Source organism: Flagellimonas oceani, from assembly GCF_011068285.1.
Classification (GTDB): Bacteria; Bacteroidota; Bacteroidia; order Flavobacteriales; family Flavobacteriaceae; genus Flagellimonas; species Flagellimonas oceani.
Map to the genome: position 1 here is coordinate 2,081,761 of NZ_CP049616.1, position 24,773 is coordinate 2,106,533.

The 24,773-nt window shown below is 42.6% G+C and carries 22 protein-coding genes; 11 read left to right on the forward strand and 11 right to left on the reverse strand.

The features are described from left to right. Positions 1 to 2,163: a TonB-dependent receptor gene (locus tag GVT53_RS09615; RefSeq protein ID WP_166248453.1), complete on the reverse strand. Its 2,163-nt coding sequence runs from the start codon at positions 2,161 to 2,163 to the stop codon at positions 1 to 3. Between the two features lie 214 nt (positions 2,164 to 2,377). Between GVT53_RS09615 and GVT53_RS09620 the strand changes: the two genes are divergently transcribed. Together GVT53_RS09620 and GVT53_RS09625 are read left to right on the forward strand one after the other, a co-directional pair. Continuing rightward, positions 2,378 to 2,797 carry a DUF2141 domain-containing protein gene (locus GVT53_RS09620; RefSeq protein ID WP_166248454.1) on the forward strand — a complete coding sequence of 140 codons (420 nt, stop codon included), beginning with the start codon at positions 2,378 to 2,380 and terminating at the stop codon, positions 2,795 to 2,797. A gap of 144 nt (positions 2,798 to 2,941) precedes the next feature. After that, positions 2,942 to 3,883, forward strand: coding sequence for a LysR substrate-binding domain-containing protein (locus tag GVT53_RS09625; protein WP_166248455.1), 942 nt, complete (start codon positions 2,942 to 2,944; stop codon positions 3,881 to 3,883). Between the two features lie 32 nt (positions 3,884 to 3,915). On the opposite strand, the gene GVT53_RS21040 is transcribed toward GVT53_RS09625, so the two are convergent. Further along, entirely contained in the window at positions 3,916 to 4,113 is a 198-nt protein-coding gene (locus GVT53_RS21040) for a hypothetical protein (RefSeq protein WP_240905222.1), read from the reverse strand. 120 nt (positions 4,114 to 4,233) lie between these two features. Here GVT53_RS21040 and GVT53_RS09630 point away from each other — a divergent pair, with 120 nt between their 5' ends. Next, positions 4,234 to 5,517, forward strand: a complete 1,284-nt coding sequence (locus GVT53_RS09630) for a D-alanyl-D-alanine carboxypeptidase (protein ID WP_166248456.1) — start codon at positions 4,234 to 4,236, stop codon at positions 5,515 to 5,517. Here GVT53_RS09630 and nudK read toward each other — a convergent pair. From nudK to GVT53_RS09650, 4 genes are all read right to left on the reverse strand, one after another. Beyond that, positions 5,511 to 6,098 carry a GDP-mannose pyrophosphatase NudK gene (nudK, locus tag GVT53_RS09635; RefSeq protein WP_166248457.1) on the reverse strand — a complete coding sequence of 196 codons (588 nt, stop codon included), beginning with the start codon at positions 6,096 to 6,098 and terminating at the stop codon, positions 5,511 to 5,513. The two genes, GVT53_RS09630 and nudK, sit on opposite strands and share 7 nt — an antisense overlap. 13 nt (positions 6,099 to 6,111) lie before the next feature. Then, complete coding sequence (locus GVT53_RS09640; protein ID WP_166250457.1) at positions 6,112 to 6,765, reverse strand: DUF2461 domain-containing protein; 654 nt, start codon at positions 6,763 to 6,765, stop codon at positions 6,112 to 6,114. Positions 6,766 to 7,039: 274 nt separating this feature from the next. Further along, positions 7,040 to 7,840, reverse strand: coding sequence for a TIGR00266 family protein (locus GVT53_RS09645; RefSeq protein WP_166248458.1), 801 nt, complete (start codon positions 7,838 to 7,840; stop codon positions 7,040 to 7,042). 117 nt (positions 7,841 to 7,957) lie between these two features. Next, complete coding sequence (locus tag GVT53_RS09650; RefSeq protein ID WP_166248459.1) at positions 7,958 to 8,416, reverse strand: DUF4442 domain-containing protein; 459 nt, start codon at positions 8,414 to 8,416, stop codon at positions 7,958 to 7,960. Positions 8,417 to 8,584: 168 nt separating this feature from the next. On the opposite strand from GVT53_RS09650, the gene GVT53_RS09655 reads away from it, so the two are divergent. The 7 genes from GVT53_RS09655 (at position 8,585) to GVT53_RS09685 (ending at position 15,698) form a co-directional block, all read left to right on the forward strand. Further along, positions 8,585 to 9,067 (forward strand): DUF4870 domain-containing protein, encoded by a 483-nt coding sequence (locus GVT53_RS09655; RefSeq protein WP_166248460.1) that lies wholly within the window; start codon positions 8,585 to 8,587, stop codon positions 9,065 to 9,067. A 278-nt stretch (positions 9,068 to 9,345) separates the two neighbouring features. Further along, a complete protein-coding gene (locus GVT53_RS09660; RefSeq protein ID WP_166248461.1) occupies positions 9,346 to 9,675 on the forward strand; it encodes a PadR family transcriptional regulator in 330 nt (109 codons plus the stop codon). 9 nt (positions 9,676 to 9,684) lie between these two features. Then, entirely contained in the window at positions 9,685 to 11,427 is a 1,743-nt protein-coding gene (locus GVT53_RS09665) for a PspC domain-containing protein (RefSeq protein ID WP_166248462.1), read from the forward strand. 126 nt (positions 11,428 to 11,553) lie between these two features. Further along, a complete protein-coding gene (locus GVT53_RS09670) occupies positions 11,554 to 12,276 on the forward strand; it encodes a head GIN domain-containing protein (protein ID WP_166248463.1) in 723 nt (240 codons plus the stop codon). A 108-nt stretch (positions 12,277 to 12,384) separates the two neighbouring features. Continuing rightward, the gene (locus tag GVT53_RS09675; RefSeq protein ID WP_166248464.1) at positions 12,385 to 13,395 is read left to right on the forward strand and encodes a dipeptide epimerase; all 1,011 of its coding nucleotides are present in this window, start codon (positions 12,385 to 12,387) and stop codon (positions 13,393 to 13,395) included. Next, positions 13,395 to 14,438, forward strand: a complete 1,044-nt coding sequence (locus GVT53_RS09680; RefSeq protein ID WP_166248465.1) for a pyridoxal phosphate-dependent aminotransferase family protein — start codon at positions 13,395 to 13,397, stop codon at positions 14,436 to 14,438. The genes GVT53_RS09675 and GVT53_RS09680 overlap by 1 nt, the downstream gene beginning before the upstream one ends. 57 nt (positions 14,439 to 14,495) lie before the next feature. Further along, positions 14,496 to 15,698: a C40 family peptidase gene (locus tag GVT53_RS09685; protein ID WP_166248466.1), complete on the forward strand. Its 1,203-nt coding sequence runs from the start codon at positions 14,496 to 14,498 to the stop codon at positions 15,696 to 15,698. A gap of 84 nt (positions 15,699 to 15,782) precedes the next feature. On the opposite strand, the gene GVT53_RS09690 is transcribed toward GVT53_RS09685, so the two are convergent. Both GVT53_RS09690 and GVT53_RS09695 read right to left on the reverse strand, forming a co-directional pair. After that, a complete protein-coding gene (locus GVT53_RS09690) occupies positions 15,783 to 17,186 on the reverse strand; it encodes a SusD/RagB family nutrient-binding outer membrane lipoprotein (RefSeq protein ID WP_240905200.1) in 1,404 nt (467 codons plus the stop codon). Between the two features lie 9 nt (positions 17,187 to 17,195). After that, positions 17,196 to 20,258 carry a SusC/RagA family TonB-linked outer membrane protein gene (locus tag GVT53_RS09695; protein WP_240905201.1) on the reverse strand — a complete coding sequence of 1,021 codons (3,063 nt, stop codon included), beginning with the start codon at positions 20,256 to 20,258 and terminating at the stop codon, positions 17,196 to 17,198. Between the two features lie 304 nt (positions 20,259 to 20,562). Here GVT53_RS09695 and GVT53_RS09700 point away from each other — a divergent pair, with 304 nt between their 5' ends. After that, complete coding sequence (locus tag GVT53_RS09700) at positions 20,563 to 21,006, forward strand: hypothetical protein (protein ID WP_166248468.1); 444 nt, start codon at positions 20,563 to 20,565, stop codon at positions 21,004 to 21,006. Between the two features lie 69 nt (positions 21,007 to 21,075). Here the strand turns inward: GVT53_RS09700 and trxB are convergent, their stop codons facing one another. From trxB to GVT53_RS09715, 3 genes are all read right to left on the reverse strand, one after another. Next, positions 21,076 to 22,044 carry a thioredoxin-disulfide reductase gene (trxB, locus tag GVT53_RS09705; protein WP_166248469.1) on the reverse strand — a complete coding sequence of 323 codons (969 nt, stop codon included), beginning with the start codon at positions 22,042 to 22,044 and terminating at the stop codon, positions 21,076 to 21,078. 551 nt (positions 22,045 to 22,595) lie between these two features. Next, positions 22,596 to 23,966: a 30S ribosomal protein S6--L-glutamate ligase gene (gene rimK / locus GVT53_RS09710; protein WP_166248470.1), complete on the reverse strand. Its 1,371-nt coding sequence runs from the start codon at positions 23,964 to 23,966 to the stop codon at positions 22,596 to 22,598. A gap of 13 nt (positions 23,967 to 23,979) precedes the next feature. Further along, positions 23,980 to 24,750 carry an RMD1 family protein gene (locus GVT53_RS09715; protein ID WP_240905202.1) on the reverse strand — a complete coding sequence of 257 codons (771 nt, stop codon included), beginning with the start codon at positions 24,748 to 24,750 and terminating at the stop codon, positions 23,980 to 23,982. Positions 24,751 to 24,773 lie beyond the last annotated feature (23 nt).

The following is a 24,773-nucleotide window of genomic DNA, read 5'->3' on the forward strand; positions in this document are numbered from 1 at the left end:
CTAAAGGTTATCCAGTTGATTGCTTTTGCCGTCCGTGCTTATCGTCCAAAAGAAGCCTACAAAGAAAAAACTGTCCGCCGGTGGCGTTATGGCCCTTCTATTGTACACGCCACCTACATCGGGGGTGTTGGCATATTGGTAATTACTGACGTTGTTTAGGCTCAATAAATTGCTAACAGAGAAGTACAGGATTTTTTGCTGGTCGATGAGATAGGCCCAGTTAAAGCTCAAGTTGTTGTACGATTTGGTTTTTTCTTGCATAAAACCAGGGTTGTTCGGATTGTGGTAAGGCCTTCCCGAGCCGTAAGAATATGATAACCCTACTTGAGAGCGCAACTTGTCCACCCAATATTTGGTTACCAGCGAAGCATTGTGCTTTGGTGCAAAATTCGGGGTCGCCCGTTCAGGAAAATTTTGGTAATCGCGCTCGGTATCCAAATAAGAGTAGGAAAACCAGTAATCCAAATTTTCAATGCTCTTACTGTCTCTCCAAAAAACATCTACTCCTTGGGCATATCCCCCTCCGGAATTACTGTAATCGGAATTGAACTGTGGCATTTCCGAATCATACTTTACCAATTGGTCATAATCCTTATAGTAAAGCTCCGTTCTAAAGGTTTTTCCATTGTTTATGTATTGATAGTTCAAAATGTAATGCGAAGCTTTCTCCATGGACAAACTTCCATCAAACTTTATGACATCTGAAAGCGGTCTCTGGTAAAAATCGCCATAGGCCAAGGAAAATTGTCCGTTTTCCCCAGGTTTGTAGGCCAATGACAGCCTTGGGGACACTTTAAACTCATCCAACAAACTGCTTTGTGTGGCCCTTATGCCCAACTTCATGGCGAATTTGTTGCTCAAATAAATGTCGGATTCGGCAAAACCGGCCCATAATCCATCCGTGTATCCATTATCAAACTCATTGGTATTTACATCGGTAAAGGTTTCATCAAAATTGGTGTGGAAATATTCCGTCCCAAAACTCAAATCGAACCGATTACTGAAATTTTTACGGGCCTTGACCTTGAGGTGCGTAGATGTTTCCTTGTTATCTACCTTGTCATCATTAATACCTATATCGTTAGTGTCCCATGCAATGGAAGCACCCGAGGTAAGACTCCAATCGTTCCCAAAATAATATTTATAGGATGAATTGAAATACAGGTTGTTGTTCTTCAAACCGAAACGTACATAATCATCAAAATTGATGTCCTCTTGCTCAATATCCAGATTGGAATGGTTGAACCCTGTGTACAGTTTGAACATACTTTTTTCGCCTTTGCTCCTAAAAACGGCCTCGCCCGAAATGGATTCATAAGGACTTTTCCATCGAACTCCTTGGGTGGAAGGAATCAAGGCTTCGTAGGGGGCCAGGTTCATGTAGGAGGTGTTGATGCTCAACGATTGGTCTCCCCAGATTTCGGTATGCCCCAGCCCGCCCCCAACGCTCATTACGGAGATTTCGGTTTGCTCTTGCAAGGGAACATCCGTGGTGTTGAGCAGTAATACGCTGGACAACGCTTGACCGTACTCGGCAGAATACCCTCCCGTACTAAAAGAAATTCCTTTAAATAGAAATGGGGAGAACCTCCCACGGGTAGGCGTATTGTTCGCTGTGGCATTGAACGGCTGAAATACCCGGAGGCCATCGATAAAAACTTGGGTTTCGCCCGCTGTTCCTCCCCTTACGAACAAGCGTCCATCCTCGTTGACGGTTGTGGTGCCCGGCAGGGTCTGCAAAGCGGCCACAAAATCTCCGGCAGCACCGGCAGTGGTCACAATATCCAATGGTTTTAATACCGATGCCTTGGAATTGTCACCAGCTTCAAAAGTACCGGCTGTCAAGGTAACACCGGATAGGGTGTTGACGGATTCCATTAATTTGATGTGCAAATCCTTAAAATAGGAAATATCGCCAGCCTCGTAGTGCGGTTCATAGGACAACATGGAGACAATAAGCGTTTGAAGGCCTTCCTCCGTGGTCTCAAAACTAAAATTTCCGTTGGCATCCGAAGATGCGCCATCATAAGTGCCCTCCAAGTAGATATTGGCCCCTTCTATGGGAACGTTCTTTGCATCGGTTACTTTCCCTGTGATGGTCTGTTGGGCAAAAACAGCTCCCGTGCACAGCCCTGTAATAATAAGGTTGATAAGAATTTTCATTATTTTTCTCTTTTTGATTGATGCCACAAAATTGCTTGCACGCAGGTTGCCAAACCAAAAGGAAGTACCCAACTGTAGATTTTCACAACCGAATTGAATTGCCGATTTCCTAATGCAGTTCACTCCAAAAAATCAACATTTCGGTAGGTTAAAATTTTTCCGGTGATGCTTCTTTCTGAATTTTGGGGCATACAAAACATCAAAAACAACCATTATGAAAACTCTGACACTAGTATTAAGTCTCTTTTTAGTGAGTATTGCAGGAATCGCACAAGAAAAAACAGGTGTGGACATTACCGTGACCATCGATAACATCACCAATGATGAAGGTAAGGTGCTTGCCGGTCTGCATACCGAAGAAACCTTTATGAAAGGACCGGGCGTCCAAAATCTACAAAGTGCCATTGCAGATGGTAAAGTCACCTTGACCTTTACCAATGTGGCCCCTGGCACCTATGCGATCATGGCCATGCACGATGCCAATGAAAACAATCGTATGGATTATGAATCCAACGGAATGCCCAAAGAAGGCTACGGCATGTCGGGCAACGATATGACGATGGGACCACCGACCTTTAACAGCGCCAAATTTACTGTTGGCGAAGAAGATATGGAGTTTACCATTCGGTTCTAGCCTAAAAAAAACATCATCGATCAAAAAGGAAGCCCGCCCCAGAGCGGGCTTTTTATTTACATATATCCAAGCTTTAGGAATACGCTTTTTCTATAGATTAACCTGATGGTTTTTTATACTTTTATACCCTAAACTTATAATTGAATGACCATTACCCAACTTCAATATGTGTTAGCCGTGGCCGAGCACAAGAACTTTACCTTGGCCGCGGAAAAGAGCTTTGTTACCCAACCTACACTGAGCATGCAGGTTCAAAAGTTGGAGGACGAACTGGATGTACTCATTTTTGACAGGGGCAAAAAGCCCATAACCATAACCGAAGTGGGCAAAAAAATAGTTGCCCAAGCAAAAAACATCGTGGCAGAAGCCGAGCGCATCAAAGATATTGTAGATCAGGACAAGGGTTATATCGGTGGCGACTACACCTTGGGAATCATACCCACCGTAATGCCAACATTGCTCCCCATGTTCTTGAACTCGTTCATAAAAAAATATCCAAAAGTAAACCTGATTATAAAGGAACAGTCTACCCAGACCATGATCAAGAATATTATGGACGGGCATTTGGATGCCGGCATTGCTGCGACACCCCTTGAAATTGAATTTATTAAGGAACGTCCCCTGTACTATGAACCTTTTGTTGGGTATGTCCCGAAGAATCACCGCTTGGCTTCGGAAAATGAACTGACCACAAGCGATCTAGATGTGAACGATGTGCTTTTGTTACAGGATGGACATTGTTTTCGAGAGGGGGTCATCAACCTATGCAAAGCCTCCAAAAACCTGCGCGGCGAGCATTTTAAGATAGAGAGCGGAAGTTTTGAAACTTTGGTGAGCTTGGCAGATGAAGGTATGGGAATGACCTTGTTGCCCTACTTGAACACCCTGCACTTGGATAAAGAAAAAGCGACTAACCTTAAATCTTTCCAGACCCCTTCCCCCGCCCGGGAAATAAGTATGATCTATCATAAAAGTGAACTTAAAATACAAATAACGGACGCACTGAGAGAGGTCATTTCCAGCATTGTTCGTGGAGCCATTGCTTTTCAGGACGTGAAAATCGTAAGCCCCTTGTCCAAAAATTAAAAGAGCCGCTTTTCAGCGGCTCTTGTCAGTGTTTAAATTTTTAATAATAACAATGTTGATTGTAATTCCGGTTTGTCCACAATATAAAATTGCAACCAGATTTTCAATTCCTCTACTTCATTGGGTAACAATCTCGAAATTGCTTTCTGAAGTTCCCTAGTGAAGAGTTTAGCATCAAAACTCACCTTTTGTAGGATTGTTTTGGTGTAATCTAACATAGCTCTAGGCATATCAATTTGATTAAATTGGGTAAATAGGTTGTGACCTAAATTACTAAAAAAGGGGCTTAAAAAAGCTAACTTCCAGTTAAAAATTGAATATCTTGTTGTTAAATTCGACGAAAGAATCCTATGCTCAAAAAACATAAAACCAAATTTAAAGTACTGATAACAAGATGTTTTATAGGCACCATCTTACTGTCCGGTTGCAGTTCCATCAAAAAAACGATCAATTCAAAAATAGAGGACGATAACCTTCAAAACTCTTTCCACGGATTGGTGGTCATTGATGCCAACAGCCATAAAGAAATCTACAATCTGAATGGGGATAAATACTTTACCCCGGCCAGTAACACCAAGGTCGTGACTTTTTACACCGGCCTTAATTTGCTGCCCAAAAATATACCGACCCTCAAGTATGTAGTCGCCAACGACACCATTTTTATAGAGGGGACTGGCGACCCTACATGGTTACACCCTTATTTTATGGACAGTACGGCCATAAATTGGTTAAAAAAACAAAGAACCATAGCACTTTATACCAAAAATCATGATGAGCAACGGTATGGGCCTGGCTGGGCATGGGAAGATTATGATACTTATTTCTCGCCCGAAAAATCCACTTTACCGTTTTACGGGAATGTTGTCACGATTTCCAATAATGAAGCATTGGAAGTTTCTCCCAAAACTTTCTTTGACAAAACTCTGGTGAAGGACACGACGATAAAGCGTGAGGAGTTCCACAACCAATTTTACATCTCACCAACCGAAAAAGACACTTTGGAAGTTCCTTTTATGACCAGCGATAGTTTAACGAAGCAACTATTGGAAACGGCTATTGGAAAAGAAATTATACTTACCCCACACTTTCCCGATAGCGAGAAACAAATGCTGTACGGTATGGAAACCGACTCTATTTACAAACGCATGCTATTGAAAAGCGACAACTTTTTGGCGGAACAATTATTGTTCGCAGCTTCGGGCATGATTTCCGATACCTTGAGCACACAAAATGCCATAGAATTTATGTTGGACAATCAGTTTAAGGATTTGGAACACCGCCCGCGTTGGGTAGATGGTTCCGGGCTCTCCCGATACAATCTCTTCACGCCAAAATCCTTTGTTCAAATTCTTCAAAAACTTCACCAGGAAATCCCGGAAGAGCGCCTGTTTGCACTTTTTCCAATGTGGGGCCCGGACAATACTGTTGAAAAATGGGAAGACCCGACCACGGAGCCATTTCTATTTGCCAAATCAGGCTCGTTTGGGAACAATTATAATTTGAGCGGCTATGTCAAGACCAAATCGGGGAAATTGCTCATCTTCAGTTTTATGAACAATCATTTTAGAATTCCCTCAAAAGTGATTAGAAAAACTATGTATGCTACCTTAAAAAGCCTCCACGAAAATTACTGATCAAAAATTCCGTGAATTTGGGCGTATTGCAACAACATAATGGTCTTGGCATCTTTGATTTCACCTGATTGCACCATACTTATCGCTTCTTTAAAATCCAGTTCCAAAACTTCGATATTCTCTGTCTCGTCCTCGGCTCCGCCGCCCTCACTTACTTTCATGGCATCTTCATACTGCCCAATAAAAAAATAAAGAATCTCGGTTACCGAACCAGGGGACATATAGGATTCAAAGACCTTTTTTACCTTATCAATTTTGTACCCGGTCTCCTCCTCTACTTCCATTTTTATGGTTTCCTCGGCATTTCCTTTTTCCAGTAGTCCCGCACAGGCCTCGATCATCATTCCATCCGTGTTGCCATTGACATAAGTGGGCATTCGAAATTGTCTGGTAAGCACTACTTTTCCTTTTTTTAGATTGTAAAGCAAAATTGCGGCCCCATTCCCCCTATCGTAAGCTTCACGGGATTGTTTTTCCCAGCTACCGTCCTCTCGCTGATACTCAAACGTTATTTTGTTCAGCGTGTACCAATTGTCAGAGAGGAGTTCTTTTTCAATGTTTCTTACATTTCCATATTTCATATTGAGAGGAGGTTTAAACCGTTACGGCTTGATTTAAATATTGCCTAAAGGGAAGCATTTCTTTATAAACGGCAACAATTTTTTCTTTGAAATCATCGCTAAGGACATCTGCTCTTGTCAATTGATATTCCACAGCGAAGGTTTTGTTGCGTAGCAATTCGATATGTGGGTGGTCGTTGGAAAACCCTTTGGGCGATGACACCAGTTTTTCATCCTCGTACAGTCCACCGAACATTTTTTTGAAGGATGGTTTGTCCAAAATCTTTTGCAACTCTTCACCATTATAATCGATGGCATCGCGGATACTGCGTAGCGTTTTGGAATCGGGTCGCCAGCGACCACCTGCCAACAGGCAATGCTTCAGGCCAATTTCGATATAAAAATCCGCTGAATTGGGCGCTTTGTCCAAACCTGCCCCAAAATGGTCTTTGTAGATGGGCTTGTTCGGGTGGAACATCAAATTATTGTTGATTCGATTGATGCCTTTTTTGCCGGGAGTTGGATAATAATCATCATGGAGCTGAGCCATCGTCATATCCAAATCGTCCAACCAAGTGATGAAGTCGTTACGGAGGGATTTGTACCATTTACGGTTCGCATCCATCCATTCCTTGTTGTTGTTTTGTTGCAATTCTTCCAGAAAATGGAACAGGTCGTTGAAATTCATATCCACAAAAGAAGTGATTTTTTCAGACTTCAAACTTCAAATCTCTGATTTCAGACTTAAGATATCAGATGAAATTCTTCACTTCGTTCAGAATGACATTGATACACAAAACAACCGACTCCTGACTCCTAACTTCTGACTTCAAATTAAATATTTCTCGACTATGCCTTCGACTCCGCTCAGGCACCAGCTCGAAATGACATTTTGTTACATTTAACCCTTCTCCTGACTCCTGACTCCTGACTCCTGACTCCTGACTCCTGACTCCTAAAAATTAAAACCTATTGTCCCCATCGAGCAAATCGCCAAGGCCACCCAAGATGCTTCCTTCACCTTTGTCTTTTCCTCCACCTCTGGGTGCAGCGGCCCAAACACGACTGGCCAACCTACTGAACGGCAGGGATTGCACATATACGGTTCCAGGTCCGCGAAGGGTTGCGAAGAAGAGTCCTTCGCCTCCGAATACCGAGTTTCGGATACCGCCTATAAATTCAATGTTATAATCCACGGTTTGGGAAAAACCAACGATACAGCCTGTATCCACTCTTAAGGTCTCGCCTGGTGCCAATGTTTTCTTGGCCATGGTTCCGCCTGCGTGCACAAAGGCCATTCCATCGCCTTCCAATTTTTGCATGATAAAGCCCTCACCACCGAAAAAGCCACGTCCCAAGCGTTTGGAGAACTCGATGCCTACGGAAACGCCTTTTGCGGCACATAGAAACGCATCTTTTTGACAGATGAACTTTCCTCCTTTTTCAGAAAGGTCGATGGGTACAATTTTACCGGGATAAGGCGAAGCAAAGCTTACCTGCTTTTTTCCTTGACCAATGTTCAAGAAAGCGGTCATAAAAAGGCTCTCGCCCGTGAGCAGTCGCTTTCCAGCCGAGAATAATTTGCCCAAAACCCCTGTATCTTGATTGGAACCGTCGCCAAAGATGGTGTCCATTTTAATCTCGGAGTCCATCATCATGAAACTGCCTGCTTCGGCAATAACAGCTTCCTGTGGATCTAGTTCTATCTCCACATATTGCATTTCTTCCCCGTAAATGTGATAATCTATTTCGTGTGCGTTCATTTGATATTGATGTTTTTTGATTTCTGATTATATGTTGGGGAATCGGTGATTTTGTTACACTCTTAAAAAGCTATCGATTCAACTTTCCCATAACTTCAGCCTTTTAACTTTACACCTCTAACTTGGCTTCACCTTCACCGTCCACTCAAAATGAAAAGTGGACACTTCCACCCCATCTTGATTCACTCCCGTCGCTTTCATCCAACACGTTTGTCCTTCGCCGGTTTCCACGGTTTTTTGGATGGCATCCGCAATCTGCTCACCATCCTCGCAGGTAAAATTGATGCGTCCGGTGGCTTTTTTGGTAAAGGTGGCTTTGTTGTTGGCCACGAGCATGGATACTTTTTTGCCGCTTTTCTGGATTTCGTTCATCACCAATGCACCCGTACTCAGCTCGGCGGCCATTCCTTGAACGGCCCAAAACATGGATTTAAACGGATTTTGGTTGATCCATTTATGCTTTACCGTGGTAATTGCTTTCTTCTCGTCAATATTCTTGAGCCGCACTCCGCACCACCACGCCGAAGGCAGCTTCATAAATGTAAACATATTGATTTTACTGGGTGTCAATGCCATAACTTGGGTTTGTTTGCCCTAAAAATAGGTAAAAAGATGTTACCAATATTTGTTAATTATATGTTAAATTATAGTACTTTGTTTTGCATAGTACTGTCTTTTGGATATATATTTGCATCGTAAGCTAATAGGTTAACCCCTTTACAATCAAAAAACAGCAATCAGAAAATGGCAACTACAATCACCAAACACGAACGAAATTTATCCGCGATCATCCACGCGTCAATGTTCTCGAAGTACTTTATCCCTTTTGGGAATTTTATACTTCCACTGATTCTATGGACCGCCAACAAAAAAGAGCATGCGTTTGTCGATTACAACGGTAAACAGGCTCTTAATTTTCAAATTAGTATGTTGCTTTACTCCATCGTGGCAGGTTTGGTCACTATTCCGTTTTTTATCGGTTTTTGGCCAGACTTGTTCGATTGGAACTTTTTCGGGTTCCATGGGTTGAGCGACCTGAACAACCTGAATATCCATATCGACAGCGACGATTTTAGGTTTGGAAGATTGATTTGGCCCGTGGGCATTTCAGGATTTCTGCAACTGGCGCTGGCCGTTGTGAACATTGTTTTTACCATTTTGGCCACCATCAGAACCAACGAGGGAGAATATTTTAAATATCCATTCACCATAAAATTCATCAAGTAATATAAGGAGCTTAATCACCTCCGACATCATAATCAATCAAAGTAAAACGGAGTTTAATCACTAGCCCTGAGCGAGTTTATGCTGAGCGTAGTCGAAGCAAAGGGTCAATCAAAAAACGAAAGAAATCATCAAATCATCAATCAAAGAACCGTTTCCACTCCCCTGCCCAATTCAGGGGAATGGGGTGGAAACGTAACCAAACAACCTTTGGAAGAACAAAAACGAACTGTTAATCAGATGCCGAACCCAGTTCAGCATAAATTTAGACCCATGAAATTATGAATATAGAAAACACAAAAGCACAAATGCGCAAGGGGGTTCTGGAGTACTGCATTTTGTCCATTTTAAAAGATGACGACAAATATGCCTCAGAGATTCTGGACGCCCTTAAAGACGCAAAGATGTTAGTAGTGGAAGGTACCATATACCCTTTGCTGACAAGGCTAAAGAACGCGGGATTGCTCAATTACCGTTGGGAAGAATCCACATCGGGACCTCCCCGAAAATACTATGCACTCACCGAGACTGGCCAGTTGTTCCTGAACGAACTCAATGGCACTTGGGACGAACTAAGAAATGCAGTAAACCTGGTAACCAACACAAAATAAAATCAAAAAATGAACAAGACAGTAAATATAAATCTAGCAAATACGCTCTTCCACATAGACGACGATGCGTATAACAAGCTGAGACGGTACCTGGAGTCCATAAAACGCTCCTTCGCCGGTACCAAGGGAAGCGATGAGATCATTGCCGATATCGAGGCGAGGATAGCCGAGCTCTTTCTCGAAAAAATGGAGAACGAACGCCAAGTGATCACCCACAAAGAGGTGGATCAGGTAATCGATGTTATGGGACAGCCCGAAGATTACATGGTGGACGAGGATATTTTTGAGGACGAACCCAGAAAGAGCTATGCCGAACCTACTGCGAGAAGGGCAAAAAAACTCTACAGGGACATCGACCACAAATATATTGGGGGTGTTTGCGCCGGTCTGGAACATTATTTGGGCATCGATTCCCTTTGGGTAAGGCTCATATTTATCCTTTTGGCCGTATTTACCAGTGGTTTTGGACTTATCGCCTATATCCTGCTTTGGATATTAGTTCCCGAGGCCGCCACAACCTCCCAAAAATTGGATATGCGGGGGGAGCCCGTCAACATCAGCAATATAGAACGCAAAGTTAAAGAGGGGTTTGATGATGTTGCAGACAAAGTAAAAAATGTTGACTACGAAAAAGTGGGCAATAAGGTCAAAAGCGGCTCCAAGACCTTTTTTGATACCATCGGGGACATTATCCTGTTCCTGTTCAAGATATTCGGTAAGTTTATAGGCATTATTCTGGTGCTGGTTGGCGCAGCAAACCTAATTGCGCTGTTCATTGCCATAGTGACGCTGGGCGCATTCGATGCCTCGAATTTTCCGATCATTGATCTTTACAATACCATTATCGAGGCTGGGATTATTCCTGTTTGGGCCACCTTATTGTTTGGCTTTTTCGCTTTGGGAATCCCTTTCTTCTTTGTAATGTATTTGGGATTGAAGATTTTGGTGACCAACCTCAAATCCATCGGAAACATTGCCAAATTTGCACTGTTGGGCCTATGGTTGATATCCGTTGGGGCGCTTATTGCCCTTGGGGTGAAGCAAGCCGCTGAATTCTCTCACACGGGCAGTGTAAACGACAATACGGAACTGGCATTGGAAATTCCTTCCGACACATTGGTCATCACCATGAAGGACGGAGACATGGATTACGATCGGGGCGATATTCATTTTGGACGGATGACCTTTGGCTATGACGAAAACGACAACCGCATTTTGATGTCCGATGAAGTGGATATCAAAATCAGAAAGTCGGATACGGATTCCATCAGCATCAATATTAGAAAAGATGCAGATGGAAGCTCCACACCATCAGCTCGTGACCGTGCTAGAAATATTGAGTATGCTTACACGGTTGATGGGAATGAAATTGTATTGGACAAATATTTGACGACCGATGTATCCAACAAAGCCAGAAACCAAGAGGTGACCATAACTCTTTATGTTCCAGAATCCATGACGGTATATTTTGATGATTCCACCAGCCGCTACATTGGCCGGGGCATCGATAACGACCAAGGGTTTTACAGAAGTGGCATGGCAGGTCAACACTGGCTAATGAGCGATGACGGAGAATTGCAATGCTTGGATTGCCCCGAAGACGATGATGACGAGGAATCCGATGGCAATGGCAAGATCATCATCAATGAAGATGGTATCGATATCAACATCAAAGACAGTCAAGATTCCTTTGAAATGAAAATCAATGAGGATGGTGTAAAAGTTAAAGCCAAGGAAAAAAGTAACAATTGAGTCGCTTAAATCGTCAATTCAGTAGATCATTATTTAAAACGCACATTTAAAAACAGACATTTGAACTGAATTTATTTCAGAGGACAACTAATCATTTTAAAATCAATCAATAGTAAAACAACAATCATGACAACACTAGCAAGATTAGCAATCGCCGCACTCCTATCCCTCTTTGCATCCTCATGCATGATGGATATGAACTTCGGCAACGGAAAAACCGGTAATGGCGAAATCGTCGAGGAAAGCCGCGATGTAAAAGAAACTTTTGACATTGTATCAGCTTCCGAAGGAATCGACGTATTTGTAACACAAGGGTCCGAATTCAACATTACCGTAGAGGCCGACGAGAACATCATTGACCTGATCGGAACTGATGTTAAAGATGGCAGACTTAAGATCCATGCCATCGAAAATATCGGTCGTGCCACCAAAAACGTCTATGTTACCCTTCCGGAGATCACCGCTTTGGAAAGTTCCAGTGGCGCCGACCTTATTGCACAAAACGTGGTAAAGGCCAACAACATTGAGCTGGATGCCAGCAGTGGCTCCGACCTGCATGTTGAGGTGGTGGCCGGCGAAGTATCTGCCGATGCCAGTAGCGGGGCCGATATTAAAGTATCCGGTCAGGCAGATGCACTTTTTGCAGACGCCAGCAGCGGTTCGGACATTAAGGCCCAGGACCTGATCGTGAAAAGATGCAATGCCGATGCGAGCAGCGGGGCCGATATCTCCGTGAATGTTTCGGAGTCTTTGGTAGCCGATGCCAGCAGCGGAGCGGATATCAAATACACTGGCGATGCCAGCGTGGAGACCAAAAAATCCGTTTCAGGAAGCGTGCGCAAATATTAATCCAATTCCCTTTAAATATGCAAAGGCCCGCTGAATATTCAGTGGGCTTTTGTTTATAATATGTTTGTATGAAGCCCTATATTAGCAAGACGCAATTATAGAAAACCCATGCAGATAACTTTAAAAAAATACATACTTCAATTAGCCCACACCTTTACTATATCTCGAGAATCCCGGGACGAACAGGACACCCTGATCGTTTGCATGTCCTTGGATGGAAAAACGGGTTACGGTGAGGCTACATCAAACCCTTATTACAAAATCACCATCGAAGGGATGATGGCCGAAATAGACGCGGTAAGGGAACAAATTGAAGGTTATGATTTTGACACGCCCGAGAACTTTTATGAATTTTTAGAGTCACTGGACCTGCATAAATTTACCCTTTGCGCTTTGGATTTGGCCGCAAACGACCTGTACGGAAAGTTGAAAGGGCAACCACTTTACGAAATTTGGGGCACTACTGCGGAAAAGTATCCGATGACCAACTATACCATTGGAATAGATACCATCGAAAAAATGGTGGCGAAGCTCCAGGAAAAACCTTGGCCGCTGTACAAGATAAAACTTGGAACACCGGACGATGTTGCCATAGTACGCGAACTACGAAAACACACCGATAGTATTTTTAGAATAGATGCCAATACGGCATGGACCGCGGAGCAAACCATCAAAAATGCACCGTTATTGAAGGAATTGGGGGTTGAATTTTTGGAGCAGCCGTTAAAGGCGGATGACTGGGATGGTATGGCTTTGGTAAAGGAAAAATCCGTGCTACCCGTTATCGCCGACGAAAGTTGCATCGTTGAAAGCGATGTAGAGGAATGCGGAGGTTATTTTCACGGCATCAACATTAAATTGACCAAGTGCGGAGGGTTGACGCCCGCTCGACGGATGATCAAAAAAGGAAGGGAACTGGGACTACAGCTTATGGTGGGATGCATGACGGAATCTACCGTAGGCATCTCTGCCATTGCCCAATTATTGCCACAACTGGATTATGTGGATATGGATGGCGCCATGCTCCTAAAAGGTGATATTGCCAAAGGCGTTGAAATTTTAGAGGGCGGAAAAGTAGTGTTCCCCAAGTTGCCCGGCAGCGGAATAGAATTGCTCTAATGGCCTATCCCATCCAAAGCATACCCGATAGAGAGATCCTGATTGGTGGGAAACCGTATTTATATTTTGGGGGCACCTCTTATTTGGGTTTACAGAACTACGCCCCGTTCAAAGAACTGTACTTAAAAAACGTTTCCACGTACGGGATGCAATATGGCGCCTCCAGAAAATCCAATTTGCAATTATCCATATACGAAGAAGCTGAACTTTATCTGGCAAACTGGGTGGGCTGCGAAGGTTGCGCAACCATGTCCAGTGGCTATTTGGCCGCTCAATTAGTGGTTCATACACTGCTGGACAGAGGTCATCCTGTATTTGCGGCACCCAATGCACATACTGCGCTGTTGATCAACGGTGTAAAGCAGTCCAAAGACTTTGTACAACTTTCGAACAAAATATCCAAGACTGTTCACGGGACAAAATTGCCCGTACTTCTTTTTGACACCATTGACTTTTCTGGCAATCAGTTCCTAAATTTTGATGGACTACGTCAACTTCCCTTGGACAAGATGATCTTGGTGGGTGACGATTCGCACGGCATCGGAATCGTGGGCGACAACGGAAATGGTTGCTATCGTATGCTCAAAGCTCTTCAACCTGCCAAACTTATGGTTTGCTGCTCGCTCGGTAAGGCACTGGGCACACAAGCGGGAGCTGTTTTTGGGGATGCGTCCGACACCAAAATGCTGCAATCCACCCCCTTTTATGGCGGGGCCAGTCCAGCTTCCCCTGCATTTATGGCCACGTTAATGGGTGCCAAGGAAGTGTATTCAAAACGCTTGATGGAACTAAAAGGCAACTATCAAAATTTTAGATCACAACTAAAAAACCCAGCTTTTTTCAACCATATGGATGGACATCCTACATTTGAATTTCAGGATACCAGCGTCGCAACCGCCCTGAACAAGAGTGGGTTTATTTTTACCAACTTCAATTATCCGGATGAAAATGGGCCTTTGGTCAGTCGTATTGTGCTCAGTGCCTATCACACCAAACAAGACATTGAAAATCTAGCACATTGCATCAATACAATTACAGGTTGACCAACATGTCTCTTTAATTGGTTATTTTGCAAGTATTGAATCAAAAATTAAAAAAATATGAAGTTCCCATCTTTCCATACTACCAAATTTTATCTCTTTTTGTTGGTTGCCCTTGTTTTTTCAGCCTGTAAAACAGAGCAAAGTACGGAACCTAATAAGGTGGATGAAATTATTTCTTCCGTTAGGGAAACCTACGCCCCGGATAAGCGGGTGGCACTTTTTGACATTCAATCTGAAAAAAATTCCACGGGTTACATCCTAAAGGGCAAGACCAACCTTCCAGAAGCGTTGAATACTTTTAAAAAGGAATTGGATTCCCAAAAAATAAAGTACACGGACAGTATTGAGATATTACCTTCAGATGAGTTAGAGGGAATGGTTTACGGGGTAATCAACAATTCCGTTGCCAACCTACGATCTAAACCCTCACATGCTGCCGAAATGGTCACACAGGGTACTTTGGGAATGCCTCTCAACATCTATCAAAAAGAAAGGAGCTGGTACCACATTCAAACCCCGGACGACTATCTGGGGTGGGTAGATGCTGGTGGTATTGAATTAATGACCAAGGAGGAATTTGATGCATGGCAAGCTACTGCTAAGGTAATCTACACCAATACTTACGGAAAGTCATACGCAACAGCCGACACTAGTTCCGAAGCTGTTTCGGATGTAGTGGCCGGTAATATTTTTAGGTTGATCGCCGAAGATGGCAATTTTTATCAGGTACAATATCCTGATGGACGGGAGGCATATTTACAAAAGGAAGAAGCCAATACTTTTGATGAATGGAAATCCACATTGGCCCTTACCAAAGAAAGTTTGGTCGAGACCTCCAAGACCATGCTCGGTGTTCCCTATTTATGGGGAGGTACTTCCACCAAAGGCGTAGACTGTAGTGGTTTTACCAAAACTGTTTACTTGATGAACGGAATGATCATTCCTCGCGATGCTTCACAACAAATCCATGAAGGCTTTTTTGTGGATGATTCCAAGGATTTTGATAAATTGATTGCCGGGGACCTTTTGTTCTTTGGACGCAAAGCCACTGATTCCACATCGGAACGCGTGATTCATGTGGGAATGTGGATAGGAAACAATGAATTTATCCATTCGGCGGGCAATGTTCACATTAGTAGTATGGACAAAAATTCCGAAAATTTTGATGCATACAATTACGACCGCTACCTACGTACCAAACGTATTCTGAACGAAACGGGGGAAGGACTCTTGTACCTGACCAAGGAGAATATTTTTTGAAATTCAAAAAACTTTGGCACAATAAAAGTAAAAAGGCCACCCGATCGGATGGCCTTTTCTTATGAATTAAGGTTGTTTTTTTGACTATTCGTCCCAGAAAATTCGATCGAGGAGGGTAACCTCTGGCACATTCTGCCCATTCCGACTTACTTCATTGTCTGGATATGGCAACCTTCTTATAAACTGGCCATTCAAATTTGGATTCAAATTAGCGGGCAAATCCATATCCTCATACTGGTAATCAAACCTTCTTGCATCATTCCAAGATTCTGGGTGCAAAAATAAAGCTACCCACTTTTCCTTGAAAATGTCCGCTAAAGTAAATGCCCCTTCACCCATACTAACACTAGGGTCGGCAAGGTATGTATCGATTTCATCTTGTGGAACTTCGAGCATTTGCATGTGTGCGATTATTCCGTCCAAATATGCCTGATAGGATCTAGATTTATCTATTTCGAAGGCTGCTTCAGCTTCTATAAATTTTTGCTCACTATATGTTCCTATCAATATAGGAGAGGTTATGGATGTGTAATATTGGTCCTCTATCAATGTTGACCTGGCTCCTTGTGCTGGTGCATTCCCCCTACCGGCGCCATTTACAGTACCTACAAAAGTATCATCATCCGTGGTACCTACCATAAGACCTAACCTAGGATCGATCGTTGGATATGATGTCCCGTCCAATGCTTCGATAAATTGTTCGGATATCCATCCTCCCAACAACAGGTCCGCGTTGTCTCTGGCAACATCTGCCCAAGGGTTGATGTCCTGTTCAAAGAAATTAACCTTCGCATCATCATCATTCGATTGAAAGCCATTATCTATCGCCTGCAATATTACTGATGCATTTTCTTGGGTATGGATCATGTACCGTGCCTTCAACATATTGGCAAAAGCTATCCACTTTGTTGTGTCACCTTGGTAGATAAAGTCATCGTCTCCCATAGAAACTGTTGTTTCTCCTTGCAGGTTAACTATTCCTTCGTCCAAAAATCCCATAATCATGGTATAGAGTTCACCATCATCATCATAAGAAGGGGTAACTGTTTCAAAAGTAAAACTTTCTGAAAATGGCATATCACCAAAAATATCCACTCCCATCCCCAAGTTCAAGGCCATCAATACTTGTGCTGCGCCTTTATAATGATTGGCGCCTTGCTCTTCGGCCTTTTCAATCAATACCGTCAAATCGGTCATAACATTATAAATATTGAACCAAGTATTATTGTGGCTTACAGGCTCCATGGTATCCGACGCACTTGCCTGGTTTGGCGAGGCCAAATACTGCACATAGTTTGAAGTGATACTCCCTACCCTAAAAGTGTTTTTTGCCGATTCGTAGGTAGTATTGATCATTAGTCCAGAGATGGGAGCATCTTCAGGATTGTTGGGATTTTCATTGACATCCAAATATGAGTCACAGGAAACCGTGATCAAAGTCAAAGCGAGCCCTACATTTCTTATTATCTTATTATTGATTTTCATCATTCTAGTTTTTTATATTCCAAAATTAAATGTTAGAAAATAGCTCTGTGTGCCCGGAAAACCAAGACCAGTAAAACCTATGGCATTTCCTCCAGCACCTGCAGAAAATGACTCTGGGTCGAAACCATCCCATGGTGTATATAAAATGATATTGTTCGCTGCCAATGATATTCGCAATGAAGTGAAGGGTAACTTAGCAAGTGCCCTGCCATCTAAATTATATGCCAATGATATGTTCCTTAATTTAATGAAGCTAGCGTCCTGTACAAAATTTTCACTGACCCCCCTATAGGCATTTCTCCAATAGCCCGCACCATAGTCCCTGCCATCGGGGCCCACACCTTGTCCCAACCAAACTTCTTGGGTATTTGGTGTTCCGTCCGCCAAAACCCCGTCAAAAACACGAAAATCGTTCCTAGCTAGGGTATATTCATTTTTACCAAAGGCCGACAAAAAGTTATCATACTGGTTATATTGATCTACATCTGCCCTAAAGTCTATCAAAAAGCTAAAATCAAAATTCTTATAGGTAAACTCGTTTTTTAAACCTCCTATCCACTTGGGAACTGCGTTACCGAGTATAAGCTGATCCAAATTCCGAACAGGGAAGCCATCCTCTCCGATTACCGTGGGCAAATTACGCTGTAGGAATATAGACTCTTCGTCCGCCCCAAATCTTTGATAGCTTGTTCCATATAGGTTTCCATAGGCCTCTCCTTCTATCAGTTTCATGGTGACCGTACTTCCAACATAACCAAATTGGTTTCCCACAATGATTTCATCAATACCTTCCCTTATGGATTTGACCTCGTTGTTGTTCATGGATAGGTTGGCCGTTGTTTTCCAAGTAAAATCCTCATTACGAACAATATCAGCTCCCAAAACAATCTCAAATCCACTATTCTGAATTTCTCCTGCATTGGTTATGTAGGAAGAGAATCCGGTTGCATCGGAAATAGGCACTGGGATGATTTGATCTTCTGCATTGGATTTATAATAAGTAAAATCCAAATCCAATCGACTATCAAAAAAGGATAGCTGTGCACCAAACTCCATTGATGTTGTTAATTCTGGTTTTAGTAATGGGTCTCCAAATTCACTATTTCTACTAAACCCGACTTGTCCGTCCAGCGGAAAATGACCTGGTGAAACAAACGTTGAACCAAGTATGTGGGGGTTTGTATCTTTACCTACCTGTGCCCATGATGCCCTTACTTTTCCAAAAGTGAACCATGTAGGGGCATCAAAATGCTCTGTGAACACATAGCCCAAATTAACTGATGGATAAAAGAATGAATTATTGTCTTTGGGGAGCGTTGAAGAAATATCATTTCGGCCAGTTACATTCAAAAACAGGTAGTCTTTATAGTTCAACATTAGATCTCCATAAAAACCGACCAATCTTCTTATGCTTTTCCCTTGGTCCGAGAATATTCTGCTGGTGTTATTGAGATTATAAAATTCGGGAATAATGAAAAGCTCGCCCCTTGAGGTCAACCTATCGTATTTCCTTTCAAATATATCGTTCCCCAACCTCAGAGTGGTTGTTAGGTCATCACCAAATTCATTGTTCAGTGTGATATAAAAATTGGAGGTTATATCTCTACTGTTTATACGTGTTTCCTCCATAAAGCCTTCCGAATCCAATGGCAATTCCCCATCTATACCTTTAGGCCCTGGGGTGATTTCAGTTCTGGAATCGCTGTAAAAATCAGTCCCTATACGGTAAGAAAGGGTTAACCATTCCAACGGACTGTAATTAAAGTTCAGGTTACCGATTATCCTATTTACATCATCCTTGTATGTACTAAAACGTGCATCATAAATTGGATTGGTGTTTCCATAGGTCTTCATTGTCCCATCTTCATTTATATAATCCCTTACATCTTGAGTTTCCGCCCAATACATCATCCTTTCCATAAAACGATCGTGAGGAACCCTATTTCCCCCTGAGTTGGAGTAATTTATAGAGCCTCCAAAATTGAACTTTTCGTTCATTGTGACCGTTCCCGATATTTTTGCAGTAGTCCTATCCCAAGTACTAAAAGGAATAATCCCTTTCTGGTCAAAACGTCCCAATGATGCATAAAATGTTGCTTTATCTCCCCCTCCGGAAATACTTATACTATGGTCTGTTTGCATCCCTGTATTAAAAGCCCTATTCCAATTATCTTGGTATTTATGCCCGGGTTCGCTTAAAGCAACCTGGTCGATAGGAGCTCCCCAGCTTGGCCAAAAACTTGACGGGTCGTATTCCCCGCTAAAACCTTGACCATATTCCTTTTGGAGTTTGGGCAAGCGATTGAGTTCCTCAAATCCGACAGAAGTATTAAGGTTAATGCTCACCTTTCCTTTCTTTCCTTTCTTTGTAGTGATAATAACCGCCCCATTTGCGGCCCTTACTCCATAAAGAGCTGTTGCCGCTGCACCTTTCAAAACTGACATGGACTCGACATCAGCCGGGTTAATATCAGCGGCCCTATTAGATAGTCCCCTTGGTGTGTTTGGCGATTCTACTGTGGAATTGTCAATGGGCACACCATCCACGACAAAAAGCGGTTGGTTGTCCGCATTTGGATCAAGAGAATTGATTCCCCTTATTATAATTCTAGCGCTTTGGCCCGGTGCTCCTCCAGAATTGGTAATTTGAACACCAGCTACCTGCCCTTGCAACGAATTAACAAGATTAGACTGTTTTGTGTTGGCTATAGCTTCTGCATCTACACTCTGCACTGCATAACCCAAAGCTTTCTTCTCTTGGGAGATACCAAATGCAGTAACCACAACCTCATCCAGTTGTGTTGAATCTTCCTCCAGAACTACATTCAATGTGGTTTCAGAACCCACTGTAATGTCCTTTGGCTTCATTCCTATATAGGAAAATCGTAATACTTGCCCGCTTGAGGCGTTTATGGAATAATTTCCATCAAAATCGGTAGTTGTACCTATATTGGCACCACTCACCACAATGGTCACCCCAGGTAAAGGTGTGCCCGAAGTATCGGATACGGTACCCGTAATGGTCTGACCAAACGCAACAATGCATGAGAACATTGCTGCTAATGTTAAAAACATGCTTTTCATTAGGTTAGGTTTAAGTGAATAAGGGTGAAAAGTGGTTAATTTTTTTTACAAATCAAACATTTTAACTAAAAAATGTTTGATTAATGATTATTTATAGGCCTCAGGTCAAGTATCTTCAAATAGTTCCGGCATTTTTTAAAAACATCGTATTACAGATACCATTCTTTACTTTCTAGATTGTACGAGACACACTTCAATCATTGTCAAAATGATAAAATTTAGCGTCTAAAAATTTAATTTTATTAAAAATTATACCTATCTTTTAAAGACTTATAAAACATAAAAGTAGGGCATCATGAAAAAATCAGTTTTACTTTTCACTCTTATTTTCGTTTTTGTGATAGGGGGAAGTTTCACGGAACACAAACCAAAAGACCCAACTATTGAAGGAACTTGGGAGCTTCAAAGTTTTTACAACTATGACGGGGAAAACGTTATAGATACCATAGAAAAATCGGACGGGTACCGACAGGTCAAAATGTATTCCAAGGAAAAGATCATGTGGACCCGATACGTACCGGACGACCCTAATGGAAGATTCGGTTATGGATCCTACAGGGTTACGGACAATTCCTTGATCGAAGTGATCGAATACGGTGATGATGATATGATGAAAGCTTTGGATACCATGCGAAACTTTACGTTCGAACTTATCCTTAAGGAAGACACCTTCAGTCAAATCACTGTGGACTCTGATGGAAACAGGACATTTTCAGAAAATTACAAGCGGATTGATTAAACTAGTACAATCATGAAAAAAGGCACTGAAATTTCAGTGCCTTTTTTATATCCAGTTTTAATCAGCTTACTACGAAGCCAACATTTCCTTGCTCTCTACAGCCGCCAAATAGCGCTCTGCATCCAAAGCCGCCATACAGCCTGTTCCGGCCGCAGTGACTGCTTGTCTGTATATTTTGTCCTGGGCATCACCGCTGGCAAACACACCGGGTTTATTGGTTTTGGTGGACTTTGGTTGTGTAATGATATAACCTGTCTCATCCATATCCAATTGACCTTTGAACACATCGGTATTGGGCTTATGGCCAATGGCAATGAACAATCCGGTAATGGAAATCTCCTCTTTCTCACCTGTTTCATTGTTGACGATTCTTAGCCCTTCCACAACTTGGTCGCCCAGTACTTCATCCACTTCGGTATTGTACCTGATTTCAATGTTATCGATACTGTTCACCCTATGCTGCATGGCCTTGGATGCCCTCATGTGATCCTTGCGCACCAACATGGTTACCTTGGTACAGATGTTTGCCAAGTAAGAGGCTTCTTCCGCAGCAGTGTCTCCTGCCCCTACGATTGCCACTTCTTGACCTTTGTAGAAAAAGCCGTCACACACGGCGCATGCAGATACTCCTCCGCCACGTAAACGCTGCTCGCTTGGAATATTCAGATATTTGGCCGAAGCTCCTGTTGAGATAATAACGGTCTCCGCTTCAAGTTCGGTAGCATCGTCCACAGTAATTTTATGGATTCCCCCGACTTCGTCGCTTAACTCCACCGCCGTTACCATTCCTATTCTTACTTCGGTGCCAAACCGTTCGGCCTGTTGTTGCAATTGCATCATCATGGTGGGTCCATCTATCCCTTCTGGGTACCCTGGAAAATTGTCAACCTCTGTTGTAGTGGTCAACTGTCCGCCAGGCTCCAGTCCTGTATACATTACCGGTTTTAAATCTGCCCTAGAGGCATAAATGGCCGCTGTATAGCCCGCAGGCCCCGACCCAATGATCAATGTTTTTATTCTTTCCACTTGTTCTGACATATATCTTCTTCCTGAAATGTTACATTACAAAAGTAGGTTTTTTGTCCAAAAACTTACACCCAAGGTTTTCTGGGTTTCCTGAAAAGATGTGAACAATTGTGAATGAGTGGATTCTTAAAAGGCATTTGCATCGGGTACAAATAAAAAAGAGCCGTTAAAAACGGCTCTTTTTCCGAAAAAGTAGGTCAAATTTATGGGAACATATATTTGATCTTAGAAAACCGTTACAACCAAGGGGCTCAACCTCAAAAACCCCTTGGAGCAACGTAAACCTTTTTTTGCAAATAAGATATTAGGTTAAGAACACAAAGTACCCCATAATCACCCCATCCTATTTAAGGTTTAGAACGTAAGCTTCATGAGCTTAGCGTTAACTGGGACAAACATACAACGGTATTATGATTTGTTAGGGGCCAAACTAACGAATGGGGCTTCTGGGTTAACGAATGCCCCTTTTGAATTTATACTTGCAATTTTCGGGGCCTGTGTAGGAAATTATTTATAAAAATATTAATTATTTGATTTTCAAACAATTGAACTATTCAAGCTATTTAATGCTTGTATTTTAACTTTCTTTCGATGGTTTCGATCATTACATTGGCAATGTCCTTTCCTGTGGTATTTTCGATACCCTCCAATCCGGGTGAAGAGTTAACTTCCAAGAGCAAAGGGCCTTTATTGGATCTAATAAGGTCTACCCCGGCAACATCCAAATTGAACACTTTTGCAGATTTTATGGCCAATTTGCGCTCTTCTGGAGTTATTTTGACCTTGGATGCCGCGCCTCCTTGGTGAATATTCGCCCTAAATTCTCCTTTTTGGGCGGTACGCTGCATAGAGGCCACAACTTTGCCATTCACTACAAAGCAACGAATATCGTGCCCATTGGCCTCCTTGATAAATTCTTGGACCAAAATATTGGTCTGTACGCTTTTAAAAGCATTTATCACACTTTCCGCGGCCTTATTGGTTTCTGCAAGCACAACGCCCTTGCCCTGTGTGCTCTCCAATAGTTTGATGATCAACGGAGCTCCGCTAACCATCCTAATAAGGTCCTTGGTATCCATAGGCGATTTGGCAAAACCTGTGGTAGGTATGTGTATATCGTTCTTGGAAAACATTTGCGATGCGAAAAGCTTGTCCCTTGATCTACCAATGGAGTCGGCCGAGTTTAAACAATAGACCCCAAGGGTATCAAACTGTCGCAACAAGGCACAACCATAAAATGTGACCGCAGGCTTTATCCTTGGAATCACGGCATCGAACTTATCAAGAATGTTTCCGCCGCGGTACCTGATTTCCGGTGTAGATGCGTCCAATTTCATGTATACATGCTCCACGTTCAAAAAAACCACTTTATGACCACGCATTTCGCCTGCTTCAATGATTCTTTTGTTGCTGTAAAGATTGGGGTTGCTGGCCAAAAGCCCTATTCTAAGTCCCTTTTTTTCGGTTGTGTAGGGCTTATATTTTTGTTCCAATTGCTCTTCCGTGATGTCTCCCTGAATAAAACTTTCGGAAGGATTCACCAAAAACCTGTCGTTCATGGCCTCGCGACCCAACAACATTCGGTACTCCATGGTATCCCTATTGGCCAAGGTAAGGTCTATTTCATAACTTTTACCGGCAATGCTCACCGAAGTCCTTATTACGGGGCGCTCCTCTGCGATGCCCTGTGAGCTCTTAACATTACGGACATCGACCAGTTTGGCCTGGCATAATAAGGATATGCTCCTGTTGTCTTGAACGGGATTGACCTCGAACCTGACCCATTCTTCCAGCCCCTTGTTAAAAATTTTGATCTTACTGGCTTGAATCGATGATGTTTTTGCGCCGGAATCCACTCTTGCCTTTATGGCCGGAATTCCCAAATCATCAAAACGGCACCATTCTTCGCTACCCAATATTTTTAAATCGTTCAAAACAACTATTTATTTAACTGATTAATCTCATAATAAACAGGTCGACCACCTCGACCAAGATCAAAATAATAATGATCCACTCCAGTCTGCTGCTTTCCCTGTGGTCCATAATATTCATGAACAGACTGAGGTTTTCCTTGATCACTATTCCCTGCTCCTTAATATTCCGGTACCTTTCCTTTAAATCAAAGATTTGTTTTAAACCCTTGTCCAATCGGTCCAGTTCCATGTCTTCCCACACTACTTCGTGGGAATCAAAAATATAGAGGTTTTCAGAGATTTGATTGTTGATGTTCAACACTTTTGCAATGTGGCGTTTCAACTTCTTGCCCCCCAAGTCCAGTTTACCTTTTTGTTCCAGATAGGTGGTGTGCTGCCGGGTCTCCTTCATCGCTTGTTCCGAAAGTCCCGCATAATAATCCAGGGCCACGGACTGGGACAGATGCAACAATGCCAAACGAATACCTTCCACATTTGATTTTGGCAAGATCACCTTGTCATTATCTATGGTTGCCTTTTCGCGATCGGACACGAGCGCCATGTCCATGGTCTCTGTAATGTCCGATTGCCGCCACTCTTCACAAAATGGCTTGATTTCCATCAATAATTCGGATATTTCGTTTTCGGAGTACCCAAAAAAGGAAACAACACCATATCTGAAAATATAAAGGTAACGTGATGCATCGGAATAAAAAAGTTCATCCCTATCGCCATAAATCAATTCCTTGTTCAAAGCTCTCCGACAGGCAAGTATATTGGTGCTTGTTGCCAGGTGAAGAGCCATTGCTTTTGATTTCATATTAATCT